The 26,426-nt window shown below is 59.4% G+C and carries 26 protein-coding genes and 2 tRNA genes; 22 read left to right on the forward strand and 6 right to left on the reverse strand.

Annotation, left to right across the window (positions count from 1 at the left end; translation table 11 throughout):
- Positions 1 to 4: 4 nt before the first annotated feature.
- Positions 5 to 739, forward strand: a complete 735-nt coding sequence (locus O9Z70_RS13305) for a hypothetical protein (RefSeq protein ID WP_286019927.1) — start codon at positions 5 to 7, stop codon at positions 737 to 739.
- Position 740: 1 nt separating this feature from the next.
- On the forward strand, positions 741 to 1,544 hold the full coding sequence (locus O9Z70_RS13310) for a hypothetical protein (protein ID WP_286019928.1): 804 nt from the start codon (positions 741 to 743) through the stop codon (positions 1,542 to 1,544).
- A gap of 32 nt (positions 1,545 to 1,576) precedes the next feature.
- On the opposite strand, the gene O9Z70_RS13315 is transcribed toward O9Z70_RS13310, so the two are convergent.
- From O9Z70_RS13315 to O9Z70_RS13330, 4 genes are all read right to left on the reverse strand, one after another.
- Complete coding sequence (locus O9Z70_RS13315) at positions 1,577 to 2,440, reverse strand: hypothetical protein (protein ID WP_286019929.1); 864 nt, start codon at positions 2,438 to 2,440, stop codon at positions 1,577 to 1,579.
- A 134-nt stretch (positions 2,441 to 2,574) separates the two neighbouring features.
- Positions 2,575 to 3,684: a helix-turn-helix transcriptional regulator gene (locus tag O9Z70_RS13320; RefSeq protein ID WP_286019930.1), complete on the reverse strand. Its 1,110-nt coding sequence runs from the start codon at positions 3,682 to 3,684 to the stop codon at positions 2,575 to 2,577.
- A gap of 191 nt (positions 3,685 to 3,875) precedes the next feature.
- The gene (locus tag O9Z70_RS13325; RefSeq protein WP_286019931.1) at positions 3,876 to 3,998 is read right to left on the reverse strand and encodes a hypothetical protein; all 123 of its coding nucleotides are present in this window, start codon (positions 3,996 to 3,998) and stop codon (positions 3,876 to 3,878) included.
- A gap of 598 nt (positions 3,999 to 4,596) precedes the next feature.
- Positions 4,597 to 4,721 (reverse strand) — tRNA-OTHER (locus tag O9Z70_RS13330).
- Positions 4,722 to 4,936: 215 nt separating this feature from the next.
- Here O9Z70_RS13330 and O9Z70_RS13335 point away from each other — a divergent pair.
- The 7 genes from O9Z70_RS13335 (at position 4,937) to O9Z70_RS13365 (ending at position 13,837) form a co-directional block, all read left to right on the forward strand.
- Positions 4,937 to 6,193 carry a tyrosine-type recombinase/integrase gene (locus O9Z70_RS13335; RefSeq protein ID WP_286019932.1) on the forward strand — a complete coding sequence of 419 codons (1,257 nt, stop codon included), beginning with the start codon at positions 4,937 to 4,939 and terminating at the stop codon, positions 6,191 to 6,193.
- Between the two features lie 253 nt (positions 6,194 to 6,446).
- Positions 6,447 to 7,814: a UDP-glucose dehydrogenase family protein gene (locus tag O9Z70_RS13340; protein WP_286019933.1), complete on the forward strand. Its 1,368-nt coding sequence runs from the start codon at positions 6,447 to 6,449 to the stop codon at positions 7,812 to 7,814.
- Between the two features lie 215 nt (positions 7,815 to 8,029).
- A complete protein-coding gene (tviB, locus tag O9Z70_RS13345; protein ID WP_286019934.1) occupies positions 8,030 to 9,331 on the forward strand; it encodes a Vi polysaccharide biosynthesis UDP-N-acetylglucosamine C-6 dehydrogenase TviB in 1,302 nt (433 codons plus the stop codon).
- A 24-nt stretch (positions 9,332 to 9,355) separates the two neighbouring features.
- On the forward strand, positions 9,356 to 10,390 hold the full coding sequence (locus O9Z70_RS13350) for an NAD-dependent epimerase (protein ID WP_286019935.1): 1,035 nt from the start codon (positions 9,356 to 9,358) through the stop codon (positions 10,388 to 10,390).
- A 98-nt stretch (positions 10,391 to 10,488) separates the two neighbouring features.
- Entirely contained in the window at positions 10,489 to 11,682 is a 1,194-nt protein-coding gene (locus tag O9Z70_RS13355; protein ID WP_286019936.1) for a lipopolysaccharide biosynthesis protein, read from the forward strand.
- Positions 11,683 to 11,697: 15 nt separating this feature from the next.
- Entirely contained in the window at positions 11,698 to 12,735 is a 1,038-nt protein-coding gene (locus O9Z70_RS13360) for an ATP-grasp domain-containing protein (RefSeq protein WP_286019937.1), read from the forward strand.
- A complete protein-coding gene (locus O9Z70_RS13365; protein ID WP_286019938.1) occupies positions 12,728 to 13,837 on the forward strand; it encodes a glycosyltransferase in 1,110 nt (369 codons plus the stop codon). Before O9Z70_RS13360 ends, O9Z70_RS13365 begins: the two co-directional genes overlap by 8 nt.
- 20 nt (positions 13,838 to 13,857) lie before the next feature.
- On the opposite strand, the gene O9Z70_RS13370 is transcribed toward O9Z70_RS13365, so the two are convergent.
- A complete protein-coding gene (locus O9Z70_RS13370; RefSeq protein ID WP_286019939.1) occupies positions 13,858 to 14,853 on the reverse strand; it encodes an EpsG family protein in 996 nt (331 codons plus the stop codon).
- A 59-nt stretch (positions 14,854 to 14,912) separates the two neighbouring features.
- On the opposite strand from O9Z70_RS13370, the gene O9Z70_RS13375 reads away from it, so the two are divergent.
- Both O9Z70_RS13375 and O9Z70_RS13380 read left to right on the forward strand, forming a co-directional pair.
- Entirely contained in the window at positions 14,913 to 16,190 is a 1,278-nt protein-coding gene (locus tag O9Z70_RS13375) for a glycosyltransferase family 4 protein (protein ID WP_286019940.1), read from the forward strand.
- A gap of 52 nt (positions 16,191 to 16,242) precedes the next feature.
- Positions 16,243 to 17,373 carry a glycosyltransferase family 4 protein gene (locus O9Z70_RS13380; protein WP_286019941.1) on the forward strand — a complete coding sequence of 377 codons (1,131 nt, stop codon included), beginning with the start codon at positions 16,243 to 16,245 and terminating at the stop codon, positions 17,371 to 17,373.
- Between the two features lie 160 nt (positions 17,374 to 17,533).
- Here O9Z70_RS13380 and O9Z70_RS13385 read toward each other — a convergent pair whose 3' ends face one another.
- Positions 17,534 to 18,115: a hypothetical protein gene (locus O9Z70_RS13385; protein ID WP_286019942.1), complete on the reverse strand. Its 582-nt coding sequence runs from the start codon at positions 18,113 to 18,115 to the stop codon at positions 17,534 to 17,536.
- A 369-nt stretch (positions 18,116 to 18,484) separates the two neighbouring features.
- Between O9Z70_RS13385 and O9Z70_RS13390 the strand changes: the two genes are divergently transcribed.
- The 11 genes from O9Z70_RS13390 to O9Z70_RS13440 all read left to right on the forward strand — a co-directional run bounded on the left by O9Z70_RS13390 (position 18,485) and on the right by O9Z70_RS13440 (position 26,422).
- The gene (locus O9Z70_RS13390) at positions 18,485 to 18,733 is read left to right on the forward strand and encodes a helix-turn-helix transcriptional regulator (protein WP_286019943.1); all 249 of its coding nucleotides are present in this window, start codon (positions 18,485 to 18,487) and stop codon (positions 18,731 to 18,733) included.
- Positions 18,730 to 19,062, forward strand: coding sequence for a hypothetical protein (locus O9Z70_RS13395; RefSeq protein ID WP_286019944.1), 333 nt, complete (start codon positions 18,730 to 18,732; stop codon positions 19,060 to 19,062). The genes O9Z70_RS13390 and O9Z70_RS13395 overlap by 4 nt, the downstream gene beginning before the upstream one ends.
- A gap of 371 nt (positions 19,063 to 19,433) precedes the next feature.
- On the forward strand, positions 19,434 to 20,135 hold the full coding sequence (locus O9Z70_RS13400; protein WP_286019945.1) for a helix-turn-helix domain-containing protein: 702 nt from the start codon (positions 19,434 to 19,436) through the stop codon (positions 20,133 to 20,135).
- A gap of 20 nt (positions 20,136 to 20,155) precedes the next feature.
- A complete protein-coding gene (locus O9Z70_RS13405) occupies positions 20,156 to 20,632 on the forward strand; it encodes a DUF6362 family protein (RefSeq protein ID WP_286019946.1) in 477 nt (158 codons plus the stop codon).
- Between the two features lie 445 nt (positions 20,633 to 21,077).
- Positions 21,078 to 21,151, forward strand: a tRNA-Met gene (locus tag O9Z70_RS13410).
- Between the two features lie 86 nt (positions 21,152 to 21,237).
- Positions 21,238 to 22,593: a site-specific DNA-methyltransferase gene (locus tag O9Z70_RS13415; protein WP_286019947.1), complete on the forward strand. Its 1,356-nt coding sequence runs from the start codon at positions 21,238 to 21,240 to the stop codon at positions 22,591 to 22,593.
- Positions 22,593 to 22,787, forward strand: coding sequence for a DUF7220 family protein (locus O9Z70_RS13420; RefSeq protein ID WP_286019948.1), 195 nt, complete (start codon positions 22,593 to 22,595; stop codon positions 22,785 to 22,787). The genes O9Z70_RS13415 and O9Z70_RS13420 overlap by 1 nt, the downstream gene beginning before the upstream one ends.
- Entirely contained in the window at positions 22,784 to 23,509 is a 726-nt protein-coding gene (locus O9Z70_RS13425) for a phospholipase D-like domain-containing protein (protein ID WP_286019949.1), read from the forward strand. Before O9Z70_RS13420 ends, O9Z70_RS13425 begins: the two co-directional genes overlap by 4 nt.
- Positions 23,510 to 23,665: 156 nt before the next feature.
- Entirely contained in the window at positions 23,666 to 24,238 is a 573-nt protein-coding gene (locus O9Z70_RS13430; RefSeq protein ID WP_286019950.1) for an elements of external origin, read from the forward strand.
- The gene (locus tag O9Z70_RS13435) at positions 24,225 to 26,216 is read left to right on the forward strand and encodes a phage terminase large subunit family protein (protein WP_286019951.1); all 1,992 of its coding nucleotides are present in this window, start codon (positions 24,225 to 24,227) and stop codon (positions 26,214 to 26,216) included. Before O9Z70_RS13430 ends, O9Z70_RS13435 begins: the two co-directional genes overlap by 14 nt.
- The gene (locus O9Z70_RS13440) at positions 26,216 to 26,422 is read left to right on the forward strand and encodes a phage head-tail joining protein (RefSeq protein ID WP_286019952.1); all 207 of its coding nucleotides are present in this window, start codon (positions 26,216 to 26,218) and stop codon (positions 26,420 to 26,422) included. Before O9Z70_RS13435 ends, O9Z70_RS13440 begins: the two co-directional genes overlap by 1 nt.
- Positions 26,423 to 26,426 lie beyond the last annotated feature (4 nt).

The following is a 26,426-nucleotide window of genomic DNA, read 5'->3' on the forward strand; positions in this document are numbered from 1 at the left end:
TAAATTGCAGGTATTTATATCCCATATTCACGTGCTTTTGAACAATTTGCTGCTGCCAAGAAATGTCGTGGCTATCCTTGTTCTGTCATTTTTCTGCACGACAGCCAGGGGCGATCCATTACCTGCTGATTTTGTAGCTTTGCAATGGCACGGTGACGCCCAGTATTTCTTCTTCGCCAAAGGGCATCCGGACATGCCGTACCAGTCGGTGAATCGTGACGAGTCGTTGCGGGTCGAACAGGACGGCGTTGTCATCTATATCGACCATCTCCCTTCTCAGCGCCTGGCCGAAAATGTCGTGCCGGTCATCCAGATATTCGACGAGCACATGCCCGCGATTTCGGCTGTCTTCAGCGACAGCGAAACCGTCAGCGGGTCGGTATGGGTGGCGTTTGCCCGGCTCGATCCCGGCACCGAAAAGCCCCAGATCGTGATGACGCGCAATCAGGGCGGCGGCGCGATTTGCTGTTTTGAGACCACCATTTTTTCCAAGATCGCGAGCGGCTGGGAGCGGATCGAGGCGCCCTATCAATATGCCGACCTGCATTACAGGATCATGGATGTCGACGGAGACGGTTATGCCGAACTCGTCGGCCTCGACAGCGACTATCTGGCGGCTGGGAGACGGACACGGCCGGAGCCGATTCCCGTTCTGGTCTATGCACTGCGAGGGCCGGAACTGCGGGATGTCACCGACAATACTGCCCACGCAAACGGGACATTCATGGAAGGGGAATGAAATGTCGTCTTTTGATCGTCGATGGCTGAGCGCAATCGCCCTATCGGGTGCCGTCCTGGCCGCATCCAATGGGGCTATTGCCGATAGTGATGCCAACGAGAATGAGGCGTTTGGCGCAAGCGTCGCACCCTATGAGCGGATATTGCTCGAATTCGTTTCTCCACCGCCACCGCCAGGGCTGACCGGGTTTACGTCCGAACTGGCCGACATTGCTACGGGCCGCGATGCCCAACGTCTGGAGCCGTTCCTGGCCCGGGACTTTTTCTGGGAACGAGATTATGGCGGCGGCTTCGAGCAGGCTGCATTGGCTCTGGACAACTTCAAGGCGGCGCTCTCACTCGATGCGACCAAGACCTCGAGATCGTTCGTCGCCAAACGTTGGAACGATCTCGATCGGCTCCTGCGGGAAAACACGTTCATGGCGCACCCCGAACGCGCGGGGGTGTATTGCACGCGCGCCGACCCGGCCTTTATCGATCCGGTCTTGGCCGAGACGGTCGCTCGAGCGACCGAGAGCCAATATGACATCGACTGGATTTACGTCCGGAACCGTCAGGACGTTCGGAATATTCCCGATGCAGCCGCGCCCGTTATCGCGCAGCTAGAGAACGAAGCAGCACAGATCGCCGGCTGGACATTCCTGCAGGAAGAAGACGATTCCTTCTGGTATGAGGTGGCCTTGCCAACCGGCGCGCGCGGCTATCTGATGGATGCGCAGGTCGAGAACTGGCTCGACCACCGCATCTGTTTCGACCAAACCGAGCAGGGCTGGCAGATCGCCGGCTATCAGGGCGGCGGCGATTGATGCCGTTCAGTTCGCGCCGGCCTGAGGCCAGGCTAGCGGTCCGTTTGCAGTGGACTGGGGGGCGCGGGCGCACCTGGGCCAGTTAGCTGCAGCGCGCGTATCGTCTCGTTGATTTCATTTTCGATGGTGTCGATCTCTGCCCCGGCCAGGCCGGCATCCGCCGGCGCCGCCTCCATGCGGGCCGAGATTTGTGGCAGGACCTCATCCAGCGTACCGAGCCGATAGGCAATCGCGCCCCAGGCCACGCATGCTTGCCTGTGCCATCCCCCGTCGCCGCCGCAATCGTCCGCTATGGTTATTGCGGCCTCCAAAAGATGGTTTCGGTAGCGTGGGTCCGGGGTGACATCGCTCAACCGGCCATCCCGCATACCGAGGATAAGCGGCGGCGCCCACATCTCGGCCATAGCGCCTTCGGCATGACCGAAGCGCGGGTCCGGCCGGGCAATTTCGAAAACTCCATCGCCATCGACGTCATCGAGCTCGAAGACATCGCCTTCAAATCCGCCGGCACTCATCCAGACGGGCGGGGAAGCCAAGGGCAGCAGATTGAAATCCGTGCAGCAATGCGCGCCCCCCGAATATGTCGCGATGACCAGCACCGGGGCGCCAAGAGCCATCGCATAGATGCCGATGCCTGCCCCATAACTGGTTTCGAATATCTCCTGGCTGAACAGCAAACCGTTCTTGAGGATCCGCAATTCTAGCGCGTTCTCCGCAGCGCGCGCCGCGGAGAAGCTGAAATCGCCATACTGGTAGAGCGTTGCGCCGCCCTGAAAACCCCATTCCACCATGCTGTTTTCATCGATGGTGATAGGGGTGGCGAGTTGCCCGGCCTGCCCGGATGATCCAACAGTAAGCGCCAGAAGAGATGCACAAAGAACGGCTCGCATATTCATCGGAACACCACTTTCTCACCTCAACCAGCGCCAGGTTGAGCCCTCGTGTCGGCGCGGTGGCGGAGCCCACGCCGATCCTGGCTTATTTCGTCCCAGAAAAATCCCCCGCCGGGGTGATGGCTCCACGCGCTCGCCTATCCCAATTGCACCGGCGCATGGATCAGCCGCAGCAAGGCCGACTGACTATTCACGCCCAGCTTGAGATAGAGGTGCTTGACCTGCGTTCGCACAGTTTCCACCGAGACGCCGGCTTCCAATGCGATCTGCGAGTAGGATTTTCCGCCAGCGATGCCAATGAGGGCCCGAAGTTCGGCGGGCGTCAAATCGTATCGAAGCGCGAAACCCTCCGGATCGAACCGGCGCCCCGCGCCGCCGAGCGGCTCGATCAAGACGACGACAGTAGGACCGGCGAAATACCAGGACAATCGGTCTTTTTCGATGCGGGTGAGCGTGAGCTTGAGGGCGCCGACCCGAAAGCTGCGGGACTTCTCGCCCCTATAGCCGTGCTGAAGCATTTTTGTTGCTGCGAGCCGCGCTTCCTCACCGGCAATGTGGAGACGGCCCGTGGCCAGGAGCGCCAGCTCCGGATGGCGGTCTATCAAAGCAGCTGCGGTATTGGAGATGGTTTTCGGACGCATGCCCTCGCCGAGCACCACAACGCCAACATCGATGGCTTCGAACAACTGTTCGCCGAAACCAGACAGTTCCTGGCCCTCCCGGCGACGATAATAATCCGCCGCCCGACGCAGATGCGGATAAAGAAACGCCAGCCGATCCGACAAGGTTTGAACGTGTTCCTGATCCTCGTCGGCGGTCAGGACGCTCAACATGACGGAACGCGAAGCATTCTTGACGATCGTGAGCCCCGCGCCATCCCGCGTATCATAGGGCAACAGGAAATCGTTAAAGAACTCGGATTGGACGAAACGGTCCCGCCGCAGCAGATCGTCACCGATCACTGCCTGGCCCTCATCCTTGGCGACGCAATTGGGAGCCCAGGGATTGATCGCCGCGAAATAGTCTTCGTAATCGGAGACCAGGACTTCATCGCAGCCATAATAGTGCCCGAACATACCCTCGCCGTCGCGGGCATCGTGAGAGACAAGAACGGCCCAGCCATCGCCCTTTCGATCCAGCAATTGATCAAAAAATACATTCCAGGAAGATTCGCCGAGCAATGCCGCATAGAGATGATCGACCAGATCTTCGCGTCGTGCGCTCTCGTGTACCGATTCAGACCGCATCCCAGGACCTCCCTTTCCCCGTCACCTTAAAAGATGTTTCGATGCTGTTTTAAGATTAGCCCACACTGAGATTGGCTAGTCAATGCAGTCGATCGCTCGAGATTTAAGCTCCTGTCGAGGAACCGGAAGAATGGCCTTTGATTATAATGTATTGATGCCGATATTTTCAGCGCTTTCGGCTCCGCCAAATTCTACACTGCATGGCGGATACGCGACTCGATGCTAGAACTCACAAGCGTTTGTTGGTGCTCAATAGAGGCGAATGCACACAGCATGCCGATCAGGAGCACGGCCAGCACGATCACGAGGACCATCTTCGGTCCTCCTATCTTGGGGATCCGGCTCCGTACGGGCTCGACGCGCTGGATTACGGGTGTTCCATTGACGATCATCACGGCGTGCCGGGTCAGCGTAGCATTGACCGCGGTTCCTGTTGTCATCAGCCGGGGTTTCGGGCGCCGCCGTAGCGCCCGGCCCGTACCCGGGGCCTGAGAGGGAGCCATCAGACGAAATCGGAGTTCATTGGCGCGGCCAAACTACCCTGCAATCGTGCTCGCATGCTTACACAATGCCTACACGAGACCAGCGAGTGCTCCAAGTAAGCAAAAGGCGTCCCGAAGGACACCTTTTAGCAATTGATTGCCCGACTCGAACATGGAGATTCTGCAAAGCGGACGGTGTGGCAACCCTACCCCACCACGTCAAAGCCTGTATCGAGCGCAATGACCGGCTCACTACCATCGCTCTCGGGGCGTCCCGCCGCGTGAGTACATGGTCTGACCTGCTCACGGTCCCACACATTCTGACCAACAAAAAGCCGACAACCAAGTCTCATTACCGCTTCCTGATCCACCTTAGTGGGCGACGTGTGTGCGCTACGGCCCCATCCCGTTTGTTTCCGACGGGCAATGCCGCGGGAGTAGGATTTGAACCTACGACCTTCAGGTTATGAGCCTAGCCCGGTGGTTTTTTGAAAATCTATAAAATTCAAGAACTTACCCGACAAGCTCTTGATATCATTTATCATTCATCTCCGCATCCGACCGCACTCAACTGCATCGGATGGCGTGAAATAGGGTTGAAACGGCGTATGGCTGTTGAGGTGGCGTTGAGTTTACGCGCGGCGTCCACGCGAATTTTGCACCCGGCCCAACCGCTAGCGAGGTGCCAATCGATGTTTCCGGGCCGCCCTTGCTTTTCCGTCGGGGGAATGGGTCAATGGTCCCGAGGGGACGACGGGAGGAGGTAGGGCATGACGTCGCGAACCCGCCTGACCGAAAAACTGGTGCGCGCAGCTGAACCGCGCTCGGGCGACTATCAGATTTTTGATAATGAAGTGCTTGCCTTCGCACTGGTGATCTATCCATCCGGCACCAAGGCATTCAACCTCTCTTATCGCGTGAGCGGTCGGCAGCGGCGCATTGTCATCGGGCGGTGGCCAGACTGGAGCGTTGTGGCCGCCCGGGAACGCGCCAAGGAACTACGTCGCGCAATTGACATGGGTGCCGACCCTATGGACGAGCGGCAGCAAGTCCGCGAGGCGCCCCGCATTTCGGATTTGATCGACCGCTATATCGAGGAGCACCTGCCTCGCCTCGCGCCACGAAATGCGGCCGACCAGACATCCATGCTGCGCAACAGGATCGAGCCGGAGTGGAAAAGCCGGCTGGTCGAGGACATCACCCCAGCCGACGTAGAAAAGCTGCTGACCAGAATTGCCCAGGGCCGTGCACGCCCGCACAAGGCAAATCCGAAGCGCAAGCGCAGTAAGCCGCTGGCCAAGCCCAAACCGACACCTATCCGCGCCAATCGCGTCGGCGAGGTCTTGCGGAAAATGTTCACCCTCGCGGTTCAATGGAAAATGCGCGACGACAACCCGGCCACCAGTTTCCGCAAGCGCATCGAGATCGAACGCGAGCGGTTCCTCTCGCCTGATGAAATCAGCCGACTCGCGGAGGCCCTGGCCGCAGTTGAAGACCAGCGCGGGGCAACCATCATCAGGCTATGCCTTTTGACTGGTGCTCGGTTGGGCGAAGTGCGCTGCGCGCGTTTCGAGCAGTTCAACCTGGACCTTTTATCCTGGTCCAAACCCGCAGCGACCACCAAGCAGCGCCGCATCCATCGCCTGCCGATTTCCAAAGAGGTCGCTGCTATTGTGCGATTGCGCCGCACAGCGGTGGGTATGGATTGCGCCTGGCTCTTTCCCGGCGACGCCGCCGACAAGGACCAGCCGGTTCAGGATTTGAAACGGTTCTGGCGAAATATTCAGAAGGATGCGGACCTGCCCGATGTCCGCATCCACGATCTGCGCCACACCTTTGCCTCGCTGCTGGTCAGCGGTGGCGCTTCGCTAGAAATGATCGGCAAGCTGTTGGGTCACACCCAATACCGGACCACCCAACGCTATGCCCACCTCCTCGATGGCCCTCTGCGCGCCGGCGTCAACGCGGTGGCAGATATGGTGAAACCGCGCCTGAGGGTGATTGGCGGGGCTGAACAAGAGCGCTGATATCTAATTGGGACGAGAGAGCGATCCGAAAGCCTCATCTGAGAAGTTCATGGGCTGGCTGACGACGCGCACGATGCCCCCATCCTTCGAAAGCAACCCCGGGCATTGTTTAGCCTTTACAGCAAAGCGGCCACCAAAATGGACCAGATCTCGCCGAACTTAGGACAATATTGCCATCAGGAAGACCTCCGTGGCTTCATCCCGGATGAATGATGGGCTATATGATCTGCGAATACACAAAGAGCGCTCACTAATGAAACTCACCATTTTCGGCACGGGCTATGTCGGCCTCGTCACGGGCGCCTGTCTGGCGGATGTCGGGCATCATGTGGTGTGCGTCGATATTGATGCCGAAAAGATTGCACGGCTGGAGCAGGGCGAGATCACGATTTACGAGCCGGGTCTCGAAGCGGTGGTTGAGCGCACCGTGGCGGCCGGCAATCTGGAGTTTTCCACGGACGTGGCCCGCGGCGTCGCCCATGCCCAGGTGCAGTTCATCGCCGTTGGCACCCCGCCTGACCAAAACGGCGCGGCCGATCTGCAATATGTGCTCGCCGTCGCCCAATCCATCGCCGCTGCCATGAACGATCACAAAGTAGTGGTCGTCAAATCCACCGTCCCTGTCGGCACCAGCGACAAGGTCCGTGCCAAACTCAATGAGGTCCTCGCTGAGCGCGGCGCGGGTCACGGGTTCGACGTGGTTTCCAATCCCGAATTCCTCAAGGAAGGCGCGGCGGTCAATGATTTCCTCAAGCCCGACCGCATCATCATTGGCGCGGCGACCGATCGGGCCCGCGCGGTGATGAAGGAGCTCTATGAGCCCTTCAACCGCAATCACGATCGCACCCATTATATGGACGTCCGCTCGGCCGAACTGACCAAATACGCCGCCAACGCCATGCTCGCCACTAAGATCAGCTTCATCAACGAGATCGCCAACCTTGCCGAGCGGCTTGGGGCCGATATCGAAGAGGTGCGCCGCGGCATCGGCTCTGATCCGCGCATCGGCTATCACTTCATCTATCCGGGCCTGGGCTATGGCGGCTCGTGCTTTCCCAAGGATGTGCAGGCCCTGGGCCGTACCGCCACCGAGATCGGCTATGATGCACCCCTGATCGCAGCCGTCGAAGCGGTCAACAACCGCCAGAAAACGACGCTGTTTGACAAGATCGCCGCCCATTTTGGCGGGGAAGACAAGCTCGCCGGCAAGCGGATCGCCCTTTGGGGCCTCGCCTTCAAACCCAACACCGACGACATGCGCGAAGCGCCCTCGCGGGTGCTGATCGAGGCCCTTCTTTCGGCAGGCGCCACCATCACCGCCTATGATCCGGTGGCCATGGATGAAACCCGCCTCCTCTATGGTGATCGCGCTGGGTTGGCGCTGGCTGCCGATCAATACTCCGCGCTGACCGGAGCCGATGCGCTTGCCATCTGTACCGAATGGCAGCAATTTCGCGCTCCCGATTTTGACCAGATGGCCGCCCGCATGGCGGCGCGCCTGATCTTCGATGGCCGCAACATCTACGCCCCGGACCGTCTGCGGGCAGACGGCTGGAATTATTACAGCATCGGTCGCACCCCAGCCTTTGCCCGCCCCGAAGCAGTCGAGAAGTTCTCGTGAAAGTCCTCGTTACAGGCAGCGCCGGTTTTATCGGCTTTCGCGTCATGTGCCGGCAGATCAAGCGCGGTGCACCCCTTGAGGGCACAACATCGTCAAGGGTGAAAAGCGCAGCGATGAAACACGTTTTATCCTGGCCAATTTATTAACTTGCAGGATCTTAGCAATACTCATTTCTGCTTTGATATTCTGATGTACACACGCGAGAAAAACTCAAAATGGCAATTGCATCCCCAGCCGCTCCTCAGACCCTGGAAGACGCGACAATTGCGGTCATCGGCCTTGGCTATGTGGGGCTTCCACTAGCTGTTGAGTTCGGCAAAAAGCGTAAAGTAATTGGTTTCGACCTCAATTCGCACCGCATCGAGCAACTGAGAGCTGGAAAGGATTTGACGCTTGAAGTCGCAGACGATGACCTCAGAAGTGCGCGCAATTTACGATACTCTTGCGACGCCGAAGATTTATCTGCAGCTAAAGTGTTCATAGTTACGGTTCCCACGCCCATCGACCAAACTAAACGTCCGGATTTAGCCTCCTTACTTAATGCAAGTGAGACTATCGGAAAGGTCCTGAAACCGGGCGATTTGGTGGTTTATGAATCAACAGTTTACCCTGGCGCAACTGAAGACGACTGTGTCCCGGTTTTGGAGCGAGTTTCCGGCCTTACCTTCAATCAGGATTTTTTCGTCGGCTATAGTCCCGAGCGGATCAACCCGGGCGATAAATCGCATCGATTACCAGATATAAAAAAGGTGACCTCGGGCTCTACGCCCGAAGTCGGAATCCTTGTTGATCGGCTTTATGCTGAAATTATCACCGCCGGCACCCATCTCGCGCCCTCGATTAAGGTCGCCGAAGCCGCCAAGGTCATTGAAAATACCCAGCGCGACCTCAACATCGCCCTAGTCAATGAGCTAGCCATCATCTTCAACCGGCTCGAAATCGATACCCAGGCGGTTCTCGAAACGGCCGGCACCAAGTGGAACTTCCTGCCGTTTCGCCCCGGCCTCGTCGGCGGACACTGCATCGGCGTTGACCCCTATTATCTGACGCAGAAGGCCCAGACGGTCGGCTATCACCCTGAAGTCATCCTCGCCGGCCGCCGGCTCAACGACGGCATGGGCGGCTATGTTGTTTCGCAGCTGGTCAAGAAGATGCTCAAGGAACGCCTGCATGTTGACGGCGCCCGCATTCTCGTCATGGGCTTCGCCTTCAAGGAGAACTGCCCCGACGTGCGCAACACCCGCGTTATCGACATCGTGCGCGAACTCTCCGACTACAACGCCCGTGTCGACGTGCTCGACCCCTGGGTCGACGCCGAGGCCGCCGAGGCCGAATACGGCATCCGCCCGGTTGCCGAGGCCGAGCCCGGCGCCTATGACGCCATCGTCCTTGCCGTCGCCCATGACGAGTTCCGGGCCATGGGCGCTTCTGCCATCCGCGCGCTGGGCAAACCCGGCCATGTGCTTTACGATCTCAAATATGTGCTGGGCGCCGACGAGAGCGACCTGCGCCTATGAACCGATAGGGATAGCCATTCACCCATGAAAATTCTTGTCACCGGCAACGCGGGTTTCATCGGCTTTCACGTCGCCCAGCGCCTCATCGCGCGCGGCGATAGCGTCGTCGGCTTCGATATCGTCAATGACTATTATGACCCGGCCCTGAAACGCAGACGCCTCGAGATCCTCGCCGAACAGGGCCTCCGCCAGGGCGCCGACTACACCTTCATCGAGGCCGATCTTGCCGATGCCGAAGCGGTCAACGCCGCCTTCAAGACACACAAGTTCGATCGCGTCATCCACCTCGCCGCCCAGGCCGGCGTGCGCTACTCCATCGAAAATCCCCACGCCTATGTGCAGTCCAACATCGTGGGCTTCACCAACATCATCGAAGCCTGCCGCCACCACACGGTCGGCCATCTCACCTATGCCTCGACCTCGTCGGTCTACGGCGCCAACACGAAAATGCCCTTTTCCGAGCGTTACGGTGTCGACCACCCCTTGCAATTTTACGCCGCGACCAAGCGCGCCAACGAGCTGATGGCCCATTCCTATTCACACCTGTTCGGCCTGCCGACCACCGGCCTGCGCTTCTTCACCGTCTATGGTCCATGGGGCCGGCCCGACATGGCGCTGTTCAAGTTCACGCGCAACATTCTCGCCGGCGAGCCGATCGACGTGTTCAACCACGGCAACCACACGCGCGACTTCACCTATGTCGACGACATCGCCGAAGGCGTGATCCGCACGTCGGACGCCATAGCCCGGCCCGACCCGACCTGGGACAGCGCAACCCCCAACCCCGCCACCTCCAACGCTCCCTATCGCCTGTTCAACATTGGCAATTCCTCTCCGGTTAAGCTCTCTGCCTATATCGAGGCCATTGAAGAGGCGCTGGGCAAAAAGGCGATCAAGAACCTCTTGCCCCTCCAGCCCGGCGACGTGCCCGACACCTATTCGGACACCACAGCGCTCGAAGCCGCCGTCGCCTACCGCCCCGCCACCCCGGTCACCGAAGGCGTCCGCCGCTTCGTCGAGTGGTATCTGAACTATCACGGCCACACGGCACACGTGTGAGGGCTTTGCGCAACGCTATCGGTGCGCTCTCGCGACGTCCTTTCGTGCGCAATGTCCTGGCCGTGGCAGGCGGAACTGCCGCGGCTCAGGCGATTACCATGACCTTCGCGCCGGTAATAACCCGGATCTACGGTCCTGAAGCCTTTGGTGTGCAGGGCATATTCCTCTCGCTTGTATCGATTGCCGCGCCGCTGTCGGCTCTGGCCTATCCGATCGCTATCGTACTGCCGCGCACAGATAGCGACGCCCGGGCATTGATGCGCCTCTCTATCCTCGTCGCGTGCTGCATCGCGGCGCTGCTGGCGCTTGTCTTGCTGTTGCTGTTTGATCCGCTGGCCAGCGTGCTCGGTGATGGTGCCATGGCGCCTTTTCTCTGGCTGCTGCCGCTGGTTGTGCTGGCGTCAGCATGGCAACAGTCTTCGCAGCAATGGTTGATCCGCAAGGAACGGTTCACCGCGCTCGCGCGCATCGCAATGGTCCAGGCGTTCCTCGTCAACGCTGCGCGCGTTGGTCTGGGCATGATCAGCGCCACGGCCACCATGCTGGTCGCGGTAACTACGGTCGGTATCGGGCTGCACGCTGCAATGCAAACGTGGAGCGGGCGACACGCGAGGCAGGCTGCACCCCGTCCGGGACACACCTGGGATGCCATAAGGACCCAGGCGCGCGAACACAAGGATTTCCCTCTATTCCGCGCGCCGGAATCGGTGTTGAGCGCTTTTTCTAATGCGCTGCCCGTGCTGGTTCTCGCTGCCGCCTTTGGTCCGACAGAAGCTGGATTTTTTGCCCTTGCCCGGACGGTGCTTTATCTCCCGGTCGAACTGATCGGCCAGAGCGTCGCCAGCGTCTTTTATCCCCGGCTCAACGCCGAGGCGCTCGCCTCGCGTCCGCTTTTGCCACTCCTGCTCAGGGCCTGGAGCGCACTCGCGGCGATCGGATTGCCGCTCTTTGGCGCAATTGCGCTGGCAAGCCCATGGCTTTTTGCCTTTGTTTTCGGTGAAGATTGGTATCGGGCGGGTGTGTATGCCAGTCTTTTATCGCTCTGGCTTTTCCTCATGCTCGCCAATCGCCCCTCTCTTGGGGCCACCTCGGTCATGGGCATGCAGAGAGTCTTCTTGGCTCAGGGGGTGATTGCACTGATCCTCAAGATCATCGCGCTTTATGTCGGCGCTTATGTTCTGGTCGATGACCTCTGGACAATCGCGCTTTTCAGCTTGGCTGGGGCAGTCTCTGCACTGCTGCTGATGGCGTCAGTTGCGATTAGGGCCAGGGCCTTACCCAAACAGATTTAAATGAGTTGAGAAATAATGATGCTTGCAATTCACGTTAAGTCGGGTGGCTTTGCCAATTCCTGGGTTGCCTATTGTAGAAAAAACGGCATTCCCTTCCGCGAAGTCGATTGCTTTGCGAGCAATATCATGGAGCAGCTGCGCGGATGCACAGCGCTGCTTTGGCATTGGAGGCATAATGACTATCGCGCTGCGTTATCGGCCCGCCAATTGATCGCTTCTGTTGAGACAATGGGGGTGCGTGTCTTTCCAGACACGCCAACGTCTTGGCACTACGATGACAAGCTGGGTCAGAAATATCTGCTTGAGGCGATTGGCGCGCCACTCATTCCAACCCATGTCTTCTATGATAGCGACACCGCTTTGGCGTGGTTGCAACAGGCAAAGTTTCCGCTGGTGTGGAAGCTGCGCAGTGGAGCAGGTTCGCAGAATGTACGGCTGGTGCACACTCTCGCGGCGGCGCGAAAGATCGTCGCCCGCTCGTTCGGTCGGGGGTGGAAGCCGGTCCGCTTGCACGCGTTAAGAGAGCGTCTGTGGCATTTCCGCAAAACACCGAACCTGCGCGGCTTTGTAGATATTGGCAGAGGAATTGTTCGTACGTTCGTGCCCCACGAGAAAGATCGCAATCTGCCCATAGAGCGCAACTACGTTTATTTTCAGGACTTTGTGCCGCAGAATGACAGCGATATCCGCGTCGTTGTCATTGGTAAGCGCGCCTTCGGCATTCGCCGTATGGTGCGCGAGGGGGATTTTCGGGCGTCGGGCAGTGGTGTCCTCAAGTATGACCGCGCGGAAATACCGCTAGATTGTGTTGCCCTCGCGTTTCAGACCACCAGCGCACTCTCAGCGCAGGCTTGCGCCTTCGATTTTGTAAGGGACGTTTCAGGTTGGAAAATAGTGGAGATCAGTTATGCCTTCACTGCGCCGGCATATTATGGTTGCCCCGGTTGGTGGGACTCGGATCTTAATTGGCATGATCAGCCTGTCCGTCCTGAAATATTTATGATTGAGGACTTACTTACACAAAGTTCATTTGCAGGAGAGCTTCTTGGCTAGGTTGACCGACATTTCGCTTTTCTTGCCCTCCCTGCGCGGCGGGGGCGCTGAACGCGTAATGGTGACGCTCGCCAATGGCTTCGCTGAGCGCGGAATTTCCGTCGATTTGGTGGCTGCAATGGCAGAGGGGCCTTATGTTGAACAGGTTTCAAGCGCGGTCCGCATAGTCGATCTGAAGTCCCCCCGCATCCTGAAAAGCATTCTCCCGCTTATGCAATACCTGCGGAAAGAAAGACCAAAAGCACTTCTGTCCACGCTGCGACATGCCAATGTCGCAGCCACGATTGCCCACAGGCTGACGCGCTCCGACGCGCGGCTCGTCCTGCGTGAAGCCAGCAAGGTCGATAAAACTGATTTTCCTGGAATTCCGGGTTATTTGAATCTGCTTCTCTATAAGTGGGCTTATAATTCAGCCGATAGTGTCGTGGGCATTTCGCAAGGCGTATCAGACGATATTCGCGCTATCGCCAAAAATTCCAATGTCGTTACTATCCATAATCCTGTCGACCTTGAGCGGGTGCAGGCTCTCTCCAGAGAACCCCTGATCGTTGATGAGAATATTAGGAATCGTGGTTTCATATTGTCTGCAGGGCGCCTCACTGCAGCAAAGGATGTCCCCACGCTTCTTCACGCATTCGCCCTCATAAAGGACAGAACAGAGCTTTACCTGGTCATAATTGGTGAAGGCGAACTGCGCGAGGAGTTGGAAACGTTGTCCAGGAGCCTCGGGATTGCGGAGCGTGTTTTGATGCCTGGTTTTTCCGCTAACCCATATGTGTGGATGCGGGCCTCGCGCCTTTTCGTCCTATCCTCCGCGTGGGAGGGCTTTCCAAACGCTCTTATTGAAGCCATGGCCTGTGGCACCCCTATTGTCAGTACCGACTGTCGTAACGGTCCGTCCGAAATCCTCGAGGGCGGCAAATGGGGCAGGCTAGTTCCGGTGAGGGACAGCTTAGGCCTAGCTGCTGCATTGCAGGCGGCGCTAGCCGACGAACTGTTGCCCAATGTACGCCAACGAGTGGAGGACTTCCGGAAGGGGCGAATTATGGAAAAGTATGCTTCTGTCTTGGGACTTAATCTAGGTGTGTCTGTGAGTAGTTAAGACATCTTGAAATTCTGGCACTATGCTAGCCCATAACCTGGCCAAGGTAGGCCCCAGGCGCGGGCGTATAGCAGAAGAGAGTAAGCGGCAATAGCTAGCACGAAAGTCCCTTTTTGCCATCCAGGTAAGCGAAATCCCGAAAGAAGAACGAAAAGGACACCTGCCTCCCAGATCCTGCCCGCTAGGGGCGAAAAGATATATAAGGCAAGGTAACTTACGAGTAGAGCTATGGAAAATAAGTTATTGTTTATATATTCCCTTCCGCCTGAGATAAATATAGCGAGTATTCCTGCCCAGAATATCGCGGCGAGGCCAGACCCCTGAGGGTCTATAGCTTGATATTCGTTGCCTTGCCTAGCTTCCGTAAGAACCGCCATTAGCGGAATGGTTATGGTTATTAAGCAGCATATTGTTGCAATTGATGCCACTTTCAGTTCCGAGGAGAGGCGCATCCTTGAAATAGCCCATGTGACTATCCAGACTGCGCCGATAATGTAGAATCCAACATGTATGAGTGGAGCTAACCCCATTAGCACGATCTTGATCTGGCGCCTTTCTGATAAGAGCCCAGCAAGGAAAAACATAATTGCAACGCCTTGGCGAATTTGTGCTGTATTGTTTTTCAGTACAAGAGGAAAGGTAAGGATAAGTAGAATCGCAATATAGTTTCTCGGTTGAGCCTTGGCGACTAGTGCTGCCGTTATGAATGCAGGAACAATACTCATTGCTTGAATCGTTGCCTCAGGACTTAAAATGCGTCCAAGAAGGCTCACGGCAGCAAACCATAGTGGCTCTTGAAAAGGTAGAAGAAGAATATTTAACCCAGAATAGGCGCCTAGAATTTGCATGCCATTTAGAACGTGCCCAACGTAGTTCGCATGATCTTTCATGGAGTAGTAGGGAATAGAAGAAATTGGCAATGCGTATAATAATGCTGCTAGTAAACAGACAAATATAGTATGAGCGGGCTGTCGATGGTCAACTTTATGACTTCCGTATCTCAGAGAATTGTGCATGCGGCGCTCAGTCCGTGACGTTAGGATATGTTAATGAGGGCTGGCATTGGACGGTCTGAATGGATTCCGTCATATTCTTGAACGCCGTTTCTCCTATAGCTGCCCACTTAAAAGAGTATATCAAAGGGTCCTATCTTGCGCCAAATAGTAGCTCCTCGTATCGAAGTTTGGCCAGTATAAGCGCCATGAGTCAGCCCTTCGTCCATATCATTACCAGCCTCAGCGATGGCGGGGCCGAAGCAGTTCTGTTTAGGCTTGTCGCTTTTCATGATCCCCAGAATCATGTGGTGATCTCGCTCTCTGGCAAAGGCAAATATGGCCCTCTTTTGGAAAGGTGCGGCGTAAAGGTACATTACCTGAATATGCCGCGCGGGCGTCTCACTTTTGGCGGCCTTCGCAAACTGTTTTCCATTCTGCGGAGGGAGCGTCCCCACGTCGTACAGACCTGGATGTATCATGCCAATCTTGTTGGCGGGTTAGTGGCGAGGCTGACCGGATGCCGAAAGGTTTTCTGGAATATCCGGCATGCCGACCTCACCCCCGGTGCATATGGAAGGGGCACCCGCTTGGTGTCCCGCCTCTGCGCACGTCTCTCCCGTTTCGTGCCCACCGGAATCGTCGCCTGCGCGGAGCGCGCCCGTACCGTCCATATCGCTGAGGGATATGATGCGCGCAAGTTCACCGTCATCCCCAATGGCTATGATATTGCGCGCTTCCGGCCCGATGCCGCGACACGCGACGCCTTGCGGCGGGGAATAGGAGTCGGTCCCGATACCGTCTTGCTTGGCCTCGTCGGCCGCTGGAACAAGGAAAAGGATCACTCCAATCTTCTTGCCGCCCTCTCGCGGCTCGCGGCTGACCGGCGGGATATCCGCCTGCTCCTAGTTGGTACCGGCTGCACGGCGGATAACGCCGAGCTTGTGAGCACCATCGCCCATCATGGGCTTTCCGGCCGTGTCATCGTCGCCGGCCGGCGCGATGACGTTCCGGCGGTGATGAATGCGCTCGATCTCCATATCCTTTCCTCCAGCAGCGAAGCCTTCCCCAATGTGGTGGCCGAGGCCATGGCCTGCGGCACGCCCTGCGTCGTCACCGATGTGGGTGATGCGGCCTTGATCGTTGGTGAGACCGGCTGGATCGTTCCCCCGCGCGATGCCGACGCTCTGGCGGCGGCCACGGCCCGCGCCGTCGAGACAATGGCGGATGCCGCTTTATGGCAGCACAGGCAGGATAACGCGCGGCGCCGCATAGAGGATAACTTTTCTCTGGCCACCATGGTCGCCCGTTACGAGGCGCTCTGGCGGGATGCGCCGGACGACGCGGTCCGAACGCAATAAATTCTGGAAAATTATGCACGAACAACAGCCCCAAACCGCAACGAAATCGCACATGTGCATCGCCATCATCGGTAACGCTGGTGGTTCCATGCTCAATTTTCGCGCTCCTCTTATTCAAGATATAATTGCGCTCGGTCACAAGGTTCTGGCTTTTGCTCCAGATTATGACGATGATACCAAAGAAAAACTGCGTGAGGTTGGCGCCGTTCCGCTAGACTACACTTTGTCACGCACAGGGCTGAATCCATTCAGGGACTTTTCAGACATTGTGCGTTTGCGCCGGGAACTAGAGGGAATATCTCCGGATATGACCTTATCCTTCAGCATCAAACCAGTAATATACGGAACGATTGCAGCCCGCATGGCGAACACTCGCCACAGGGTGGCTCTGATTGAAGGTCTGGGTTACGCCTTCACACGGGACGGAAAATCCAGCCTGAAGCGCCGTTCCGTCGGGGCCCTGGCCCGAATTCTCTATCGCCTTTCTCTCACTTTCGCCGAGCGCATCTTTGTGCTAAACTCCGACGACTTCAACGACTTGGTGGATATGCGCATTGCGCCCGCCAATAAAATCACGGTGCTAAGCGGCATCGGCGTCGAGCTCGACAAATGGCGCCCCGCTCCCCCGGTCCTCGCTCCCATCACCTTCACGCTTGCCGCCCGCCTCATCAAGGACAAAGGCGTCATCGAGTTCGTCGAAGCGGCTAGAATAATCAAGGCAAAACAAGGCGACAACGTGCGCTTCGTTTTGCTCGGCCAGATCGACACCAACCCTCAGGCGATCGAGAAGGCAACACTCGATAAGTGGGTGGAAGAAGGCATTGTCGAATGGCCCGGCCATGTCGATATGCGAGAATGGCTAGCAAAAACAAGCGTTTTCGTCCTCCCTTCTTATTACCGTGAAGGCGTGCCACGCAGCACGCAGGAAGCCATGGCCATGGCTCGTCCAATAGTCACGACCGATGTTCCGGGATGTCGTGAAACCGTTATAGACGGGCGAAACGGCTTCCTCGTTCCGCCCCGCGACCCCGCCCTTCTTGCCACAGCAATGGAGCGTTTCATCGATGAGCCTCAGCGGATCACGCATATGGGCATAGAGAGCCGCAAAATGGCGGAAGAACGGTTTAACGTTAAGAACATCAATGCAATAATGATTGCAGCAATGGGGCTTTCCGCACGGTGAATTCACATGCGTTCCAACGTGGCAAGGCCCTCTGCGCCACCACGCGGACGCAGAACGACCTCAGCATAGTATCGACTGGATACTGCACTAAGTTGCTGAGGTCTTTACGCTTCGGTCCTGGCACTCACTAGCAGATGGGCGTCAGAACTGCTTAAGCCCCCTACTGAAGAGCTCTCCAGACGGGCGTTAAACGCCGGCGTATCGAGCGCTCATCAGGTGCCTCGCCCTTCTCGTCGCGGCGCGCAAACCACTCCTGAAACTCGCGTACGAATTCGGCTTGTGTGTCTGGGAGGCCGCGCTCGTGTATGCGTTTGATGACTGCCACGAACATTGCCTCCCAATCATATTTATGGTTGGGCCGCCCACTGGCCGTGCGGCGCGCGAGCCCATTTTCCTCTTCAAATCTAGCCTTTTCTATCGCGCTGATCAGGATGTCGGGTCGAGCGACCATAAGGCCCTGCGGCGACATGATGAAAGCCCAAGTAGCTTCGCCTGGAGGCCGAACACGGTGGATAGGAACTTCGGTCGGTCCTGTTCCGTCGCGACGAAACATCGGCATCAGGTCCGCTGCGTGCAGTTCGATCAGACCGGACAAGGGACCATTACTCGTTTGGATAAAGGGCGCGCTAGTCGTCAGTTGCAGGCGTTCCATTGCCGCCCACTCGACAATATCTGTTGGGGTGCATCCCCAACGTGCAGCGGCCTCGAAACTCGAAAAAAACACTCGCGGTGGCAGTGTCATTGTAGTTTCCTCCTCAAAGTCATTGCGGAGCCCGTTTGGTCCCAGAAACGATGAAGTGGCCTTGTTTAGTTTTCCCTACAAAGAGCTCCGTTTTTTTTAAGCCATCTGGGCAACTGTACGTTCGAATCGGGCATCCAAGAGCAATGATAGCCAATGTGACGAGTATTCCGAACTAAAGGGGCAGTGTCATTTTCGGCGCAAAAAGCACCAGCTTTTCGATTCCTAGCCAGATTGCTTCCTCAACAAAATAAAACGATGGGTGGCGCCCCTTCTTGCTAGTAGCGCCACCCTTTGCCTTCCCGCCACCCAGTTAGTTCATACAGTCTCAGACTGGTGTTTTCGGCCCCTAACGGACCTTGGAGCGCTAAAATGACTGAGGCGACCGCCCCGACCGAAACGATGCTGGCATCTGGTCTGCTCGACGACTGGATGAGTCGCAAAGAACTTGCCGAGGAGTTGAGCCTGTCCGTGGATACGCTCTCGCGATGGGAAACCCAGCGCATAGGCCCGCCATGTATAAGGATCGGGCGTCGGGTGCTGTACCGCCGCGGCGCGGTGCAAGATTGGCTCCGTCGGGCGGAAGAGCGCACCTCTAGCCGAACCCGGGCTCGATCATGAGCGCCGAGATAGTAGACTTTCCCACCATGTCCCTTGAGCGCGCTCGCGAGATCATCGCCACACCAGATCTCTTCGGTGGCGGTCAGATCGTCAAGGCGTGCAAGGTGCTATTTGCATACGGTACCGCCGCTGACATGCGAATGGTCTTGGCATTGCAGCAATCGGGAATCGTTGCAGGCTTTGAGCCGGCGCAATCGCCGCCGCTTCGGGCTTTGCGGCGGCGCAAGTGGCAGGCGGCGATGCTCGCCCTCTACGTGTTGGCCGCAGCAGCGCTGGGCACTGCGGTGCTCGCGTCCTTGTTGTTTAACGCAATCAAGGCAATGCTTTAGTGAAATTGCTATTTCCGACCCCCTTGTCTGACTGCTAGCAACTCGGTTCCGCGTGGACGGACGCTCGCCGTATAGTAACGCGCCATTTTCTGCATCTCGCTACCACAACGGGACGATTGCGCTATTTGCTTGGCGGAGAGCATAGCCGTGGCTGACGATGCTGTGATGGCATCGCACTCGACAATCGTCTCGACGCCGGCAATTCGGCTCAAGGCTTAAACTTCCACCAGAACATCTTGGCAACGGCACAGGGGTGGCATGATCAATGCCACCCACCGCCATGCTGCCACCCCTCGCGATGTGATCCTCTGCTGCCTGGCAGAAGAGGAGATCTTCATGCAGTCGATTTCGCATTTCTTGGGACCAGTATTATGAGCCATAAGGCCTCACATTGGCTGGCGACCATTCCGGCAGAGGCCATCACCAACGGTGCCTTCCGGGTGCTGTTCCATCTCTGCGATGCCCACAATTCTCAGCGGTATCCGGAGACCGCTTGTTTCCCGAGTCAGGAGAAGTTGCGTGCTTCAACAGGGTTGTCGAACGGCGGACTGAACAATGCTCTCAACGCGCTTGAGGTGGCCAATCTCATTCGCCGCCGGCAGACCCGGAATGCGGATGGGACGCGCGGGCCGACCTACTACATCCTCGGGTGCGATCGCGATCTGACACAAGAGCCATCTCCACAAAATGGAGATGGTTTTCGCGCTGAAAATCCCCTCAAAACGCCTGTGGATAAGTCTGTGGATAACTCGCTGACCATCTCCAAATCCGGGGGCCAACCATCTCCAAATTCGGCCCCCAACCATCTCCAGTGGAGTGGAGATGATCCTGTAATAGAACCAGTAAAAGAACCTTCGCGGGCGCGAGCGCCGATTTCCACACCTGTGGAAAACTCGCCCGAATGCTCCACCCGGCGCGCCGCGATCGTCGCTGAGATGGCCCGAAAATATCCCGCCCTGATCCGTCCACCCCGAGATCTGGCTGAGGACGCAGGCGAGCGATCTGGTGGCGCGCTGCGCCAGGGCCGTCACCAGCCCGCACCGGCAGGAGCGGTTCGGGATCATCGGAAATAGCTTGCAAGGAGGAACGAAGGATGACCGACCAGTTCACACCAGCATGGATCGAGGAGCGCTTCGAACAGGCCGTCCGCACATTGCGGCAGCTGCCCAACCCGCGGGGCTCGACGCCGCGAGGCTATACGTCCTCATGGCCGGACTATGCCAATGATCCTGGACAGTCCTACGGCTACCACGATGCCCGCGTCCGGATGGTGCCGAGCCCCAAAGAGATTGGGGCCATGGAGGAATGTTTCGAGTGGCTGGGTTGGCTCGAGCCTGGAGATGCTCGGATCGTCTGGCTGCGCGCCGAAGGCAGGCGTTGGCGGCAGATCGGGATCCGAATGGGCTGTGTTCGGCAGACCGCATGGCGGCGCTGGGCTGCGGCGCTGATTACCATCTCTAAGCGCCTGAATAAAAAGCACAAAGCTGGCGAAGCGCGGTCCCGAGCAAAAAATGCGCCGGGCGAAAGCGTGGTTAAACCGGCTCCCGACGTGGTTCGGACGTTGTTGTAACGGCGCGGGACGTTGAACTTTTGGCGCGACATAATCGGGTCAAATCTGGCAGATTCTGGATATGCTCGGGAGAGCTGGCGGCTGAGAGCAACGACGCGGTTAGTTGTCAGAGTTGAGACTTCGTAGCGCCCCGTCCCAGCCCCTCCCCGCTTCGGGTCCTTCCGGGCGGCGACCGTATGCGGGGGGGCTTTGCGCGCCAAGCCGCTAGTCACAAAGGTTTTTTTGGGGTTCGCGGCCAAGGTTCGCACCTTTGGGTTCGCGGTTCGCACCCATCGTTTTAGGCGTTGCGGTAGAGGCCAACTGGCCGGGGCTTTCGAGCTCCGGCCTTTTTCTTGGCACCGCTTGATCGAGGTTTCCGGCTGAAATGCCGGACGGGCGCGCGGCCCGGGCACGGCTTGAGCCGCTGTTTCCGCGAAGTCGTCGGCTGCAGACGGCGCACAAGTTCTGCGGAGAGGATGCTGGTTCCCACCCCGGCTCATAATCAGGGCCACGCCGGTTCGATTCCGGCCTCCGCGACCAGACCCGGTGGGACGCTACCGGTCAGGCCGCCCAGCCTCTCGATCCTCCCCGAGGGTCTGGGCGGCCGCAATCTTTCGGAGGAACTGTTGAAAATCGAGATGTTGGCAGTCGCCGACCTGGTGCCCTATGCCCGCAATGCGCGGACGCACCCGGAGTGGCAGATTGCGCAGATCGCCGCCTCGATTGCGGAGTTCGGGTTCGCCAATCCGATCCTGTGCGGGCGCGACAGGGTGATCATCGCTGGCCATGGGCGCCTGCTCGCCGCCGAGCGGCTGGGGCTTGAGACGGTCCCGGTGATCGTCCTCGACCACCTCGACGAGCGGCAGCGCCGAGCGCTGGTGATCGCCGACAACAAGATCGCTGAAAACGCGGGCTGGGACGAGGAGCTGCTGCGGCAGGAATTGGCCACGCTGCGCGAGGATGGCTTCGATCTCGACATCGTCGGGTTCTCGGAGACCGAGCTTGAGGAAATTTTGGGCGGGCTCGACGACGCGGGCGAACCGCCGGCGCTGGGCGATCCCGACCATGTGCCCGAGGTGCAGAAGCGTCCGGTCAGCCAGAGGGGCAATGTCTGGCTGCTCGGTGCGCATCGGGTGATGTGCGGAGATTCGACGTCCAAGGCGGACATGGCCACGCTCTGCGGTTCCGAGCTGGTCGACGCTTGCTGGACCGACCCGCCCTACAACGTGGATTACGAGGGGTCGGCTGGGAAAATCCAGAACGACAATATGGCGTCGTCGGACTTCCGCCGGTTCCTCGTCGAGGCTTTCGGGGCCACTGCCTCGGTGATGAAGAAGGGCGGGCCGATCTATGTCGCGCACGCCGACACCGAGGGGCAGAATTTCCGGGCCGCGTTCAAGGATGCCGGGTTCAAGCTGTCCGGGTGCCTGGTCTGGGTGAAGCCCAGCCTTGTGCTCGGGCGGTCCGATTACCAGTGGCGTCACGAGCCGATCCTTTATGGCTGGAAGGTCGGCGGGCCGCACAAGTGGTACGGCGGTCGAACCCGCACCACCGTGATCGAAGATCAACGGCCTCCCCTGCGGATCATGCCGGACGGGACGCTGCAGATCGACATTGGCGGTCAGGTGATCATCGTCTCGGGCGAGAAACTGGCGGTGGAGACGCTCGACCAGTCGGTTCTGCGCGCGGACAAACCGGCGCGCAATGCCGAGCATCCGACCATGAAGCCGGTCGGGCTCATTCTCGAGATGCTTGAGAACTCGACCAAGCGCGGCGACCTAGTGCTCGATCCGTTTGGCGGCTCGGGATCCACGCTGATTGCTTGCCATGGCGCGGGCCGATCCGCTCGGCTGATGGAGCTCGACGAGAAGTTTGCGGATGTCATCGTCCGCCGGTGGCAGGAATACACGGGCCTCGAGGCGCGGCTCGAGGAAGACGACCGCACTTTCGATGTGGTGGAAGCGCAATGCAAAGCCGCGTAATGTCGTTGGTCGAAGCCATCACGAACGTTGCGGTCGGCTTTGGTGTGGCAACGAGCACCCAGATCGTGGTGTTTCCTTGGTTCGGCCTCGAGGTCAGCCTCGGCGAGCACCTAGCGCTGGGCGCGGTGTTCACTGCAGTGTCGATCGCCCGCAGCTACACGCTTCGGCGCGTGTTCAACGGGTTTGGACGATGACCGAGCGGCCGCGCGCGCTGCGCTTTGCCACCAGCAAGGTCCGGCGCGTGGTACATCGGACCGGCACGGCGGCCAAGGTTATCGGCAGACTTGAGCCGGGCGTCCGGATAACCGGGCTGACCGCCGGGCAGTTCTCGGCGATCGACGCCATGGAGCACATGGTCGACGAACTGGGGCCGGCAGCGGTGCGGGTGTCGACGTGGACCACCGGCATCTACGATGTGCGCCGGGCGCGGGATATCCGGACTCGGGGGCGTATCACCGATATCCGTATGTTGCTCGACCGGGGCACGTTCGAGAAGTCGCCCAAATATGCCGGGCCGCTGATCGAGGTGCTCGGCATTGATGCGTTCCGATGCGTGTCGGTTCACGCGAAGGTCGTCATCGTCTCGGGCGAGCGCGGCAACGCGGTGATGCGCTCGAGCATGAATCTGAACAAGAACCTGCGCACCGAGCAGTTCGACATCGACGTCTGCGACGAGGTCGCCGGGCTCTACACCGATTGGTTCGATGCGCTCTGGGAAGAGTCGGGGCGCAGCCAGGACAACCGGACCATCATCCGGGCGGTCTATGACCGGTTTCTGGCCGATCCCGAGGCGGTCGACGGCCCGAAGGACACCGAGCGGCCGGCCAATCCTCCGAAGTCGAAACGGGAGACGGTGGGCAGGCTGCGGGACGCGAAGTTCTCGATGTCTGATCTGTCGGATCTGATCGGGGAGTAGGAGGCGGCTGCCGAGCCGCGCTCCCATCAGGCAAGCGCGAAGGCGCTGGAAACAGAATAAGAACAGCCGTTTAGGTGAATTGGGGAAGGGTGTTAGTCTCGCATGGGTTTGTCACGGCGGGCATATGCGGCGCACCGTGGCGTCTCTGATACTGCGGTGCGCAAGGCCATTGCGTCAGGCCGGATATCGGTCGAGGCGGATGGGACCATTGATCCCGTCAGGGCGGACGCGCAGTGGGCTGCGCAGACGGACCCGGCTCGCCAGCGCGGTGTCCACTCGCAGGAGCTGGGCAACGAGACGGCAGCGGCGACCGCCTCGGCAAAGGCGCAGGCCGTCACGCGGCCGGTGCCGAATGCCGCCATCGACGCGGTCAACGAGACCATGCGCGATCACGCGGCTGACGGCGGGGAGGTTCCGCCCGAGCCGGGCGATGGCGGGCAGGTCTCGTTCGTGCGCGCCCGCATGGCGAACGAGGTTCTGAAAGCGCAGACCGCGCGGGTTCGCCTGCAGAAGATGAAGGGCGAGCTGGTCGACCGCTCGAAGGCAACGGCGGCGGTGTTCGACCTGGCTCGGCGCGAGCGGGATGCCTGGTTGAACTGGCCGCCCCGGATCGCCGCGAACATGGCGGCGGAGTTGGGGATCGAGGCGCACGCCATGGAGCAAGTGCTCGACAAGTATCTGCGTCAGCACCTCTCGGAACTGGCCGAGGTCAAAATTGATCTCCGCTGAATCGTTCGAGGGTGCGGACGAAATTCGCCGCTCCTGGCTCGCCGGCCTCGCACCCGACCCGGCGGTGACCGTCTCGCAATGGGCGGACCGCCACCGGATCCTGTCCTCGAGGGGTGCCTCGGAGGCGGGGCCGTATCGGACGGCGCGCACGCCGTTCATGCGCAAGATCATGGACGTGCTTTCGCCGAGCGATCCCGCCCGGCGCGTGGTGTTCATGAAGGCCGCGCAGGTCGGGGCGACCGAAGGCGGCAATAATTGGGTCGGCTACTGCATGCACCGGGCACCCGGTCCGTTCCTTGCGGTGCAGCCGACCGTCGATCTGGCAAAGCGCCTGTCGCAGCAGCGTATCGATCCTCTGATCGAGGATAGTCCGGCGCTGCGCGATCTGGTGACGCCGTCGCGTTCGAGGGACTCGGGCAACACGATTTTGGGAAAGCGCTTTCCCGGCGGTCAGTTGATCCTGACCGGTGCAAACAGCGCGGTGGGCCTGCGCTCGATGCCGGCGCGATGGGTGTTCCTCGACGAGGTCGATGCCTATCCCGGCGACGTCGACGGCGAAGGCGATCCCATCGCGCTCGCGGAAGCCCGGACCATTTCGTTCGGGCACCGGGCGAAAATCTTTCTGGCGTCGACCCCGACTATCAAGGGGTGGTCGCGCATTGAGCGGGAATGGGAGTTGAGCGACCAGCAGCGCTATCATGTGCCGTGCCCGGATTGCGGCGCGCTGCAATGGCTCAAATTCGAGCGGCTGCGCTGGGAAGCGGGCCAGCCCGAGACGGTCCGATATGTCTGCGAGCATTGCGAGGCCCCCATCGCCGAGCGGCACAAGACGTGGATGATGGACGAGGACAACGGGGCCGAGTGGGCCGCGACGGCCCCGCCCGATATGATCGAGAAGGCAGCGGCCGCCGGCATCGTCGGTTTTCATATCTCGGGGCTGTATTCCCCCCTCGGGTGGCTGTCCTGGGAGGATATCGCCCGGGATTGGGAGGCGGCGCAGGGCAATGATGCGTCTCTAAAGACGCTGAAAAATACCGTGCTGGGCGAGACCTGGCAGGAAAAGGGCGAGGCTCCGGACTGGCAGCGGCTCTATGAGCGCCGCGAACGGTGGAACCTCGGGCAGGTGCCGGATGGCGGGTTGGTGCTTACCGCCGGCGCAGACATTCAGCGCGACCGCATCGAGGTCGACGTCTGGGCCTGGGGCCGGGGGATCGAGAGCTGGCTGGTCGACCACATCGTTATCGATGGCGACGTGGCGGGCACCGAGGTGTGGGACAAGCTGGCCGATCTGCTCGGGCAGACATGGCCGCATGCATCGGGCGCGGAGATGAGCCTTGCGCGGCTCGCGGTGGACACCGGCGACGGCATGCACACCGACGCGATCTATGCCTGGGTACGCAAGATGGGCCGTGGGCAGGTGATCGCGGTCAAGGGTCGGGCCGGGTTCGATCGGTCGATGCCGGTCGACGGGCCGACCTATGTGGACGTCACCGAGGGCGGCCGCAAGTTCAAGCGCGGCGCGCAGCTCTGGAATGTCGCGGGCGCGGTGTTCAAGTCGGAGTTCTATCGGTTCCTGCGGCTCTCGCCGCCGACCGACGAGGATCTGGCGGACGGTTCGGGCTTCCCGGCCGGCTACGTCCATATCCCGCGCGGTGGTGTCACGGCGGAATGGATGAAACAGGCCACCGCCGAGCAACTGATGAGCATCAAGACGCGGCAGGGCTATCAAAAGCTCGAGTGGCAAAAGACCCGGGACCGCAACGAGGCGCTGGACTGCCGGGTCTATGCCCGCGCGGCCGCCTGGCTGATGGGCATCGATCGCTGGGACGAGAAGCGCTGGGCCGAGCTCGAAGCGCAGCACAACACCGGTCAGGATGACGCACCGCCTGCGGGCGTGCCGAACCGGCCACAACAGCAACAGGCGCCGCGCCGTCCTTCCAACTGGATGGGCGGGCGGCCTCGCGGGAATTGGTTCTGATGGCGGGCTTTACGCAGGCGCAACTGGTGGCGATCAAGGAGGCTTATGCCTCCGGCATCACGCGGGTTTCCTATGATGGGAAAACCACCGAGTACCGTTCGCTGGCCGAGATGAAACAGATCATCGCCACCATCGAGGCGTCCCTTGCGGCGGATGCGGGCACGCCCCTCCCCGTCGCAGGCTACGCGAGCTTCCGGAGGGGCTGACCGA

The sequence above is a fragment of the Devosia sp. YIM 151766 genome, from assembly GCF_030285925.1.
Classification (GTDB): Bacteria; Pseudomonadota; Alphaproteobacteria; order Rhizobiales; family Devosiaceae; genus Devosia.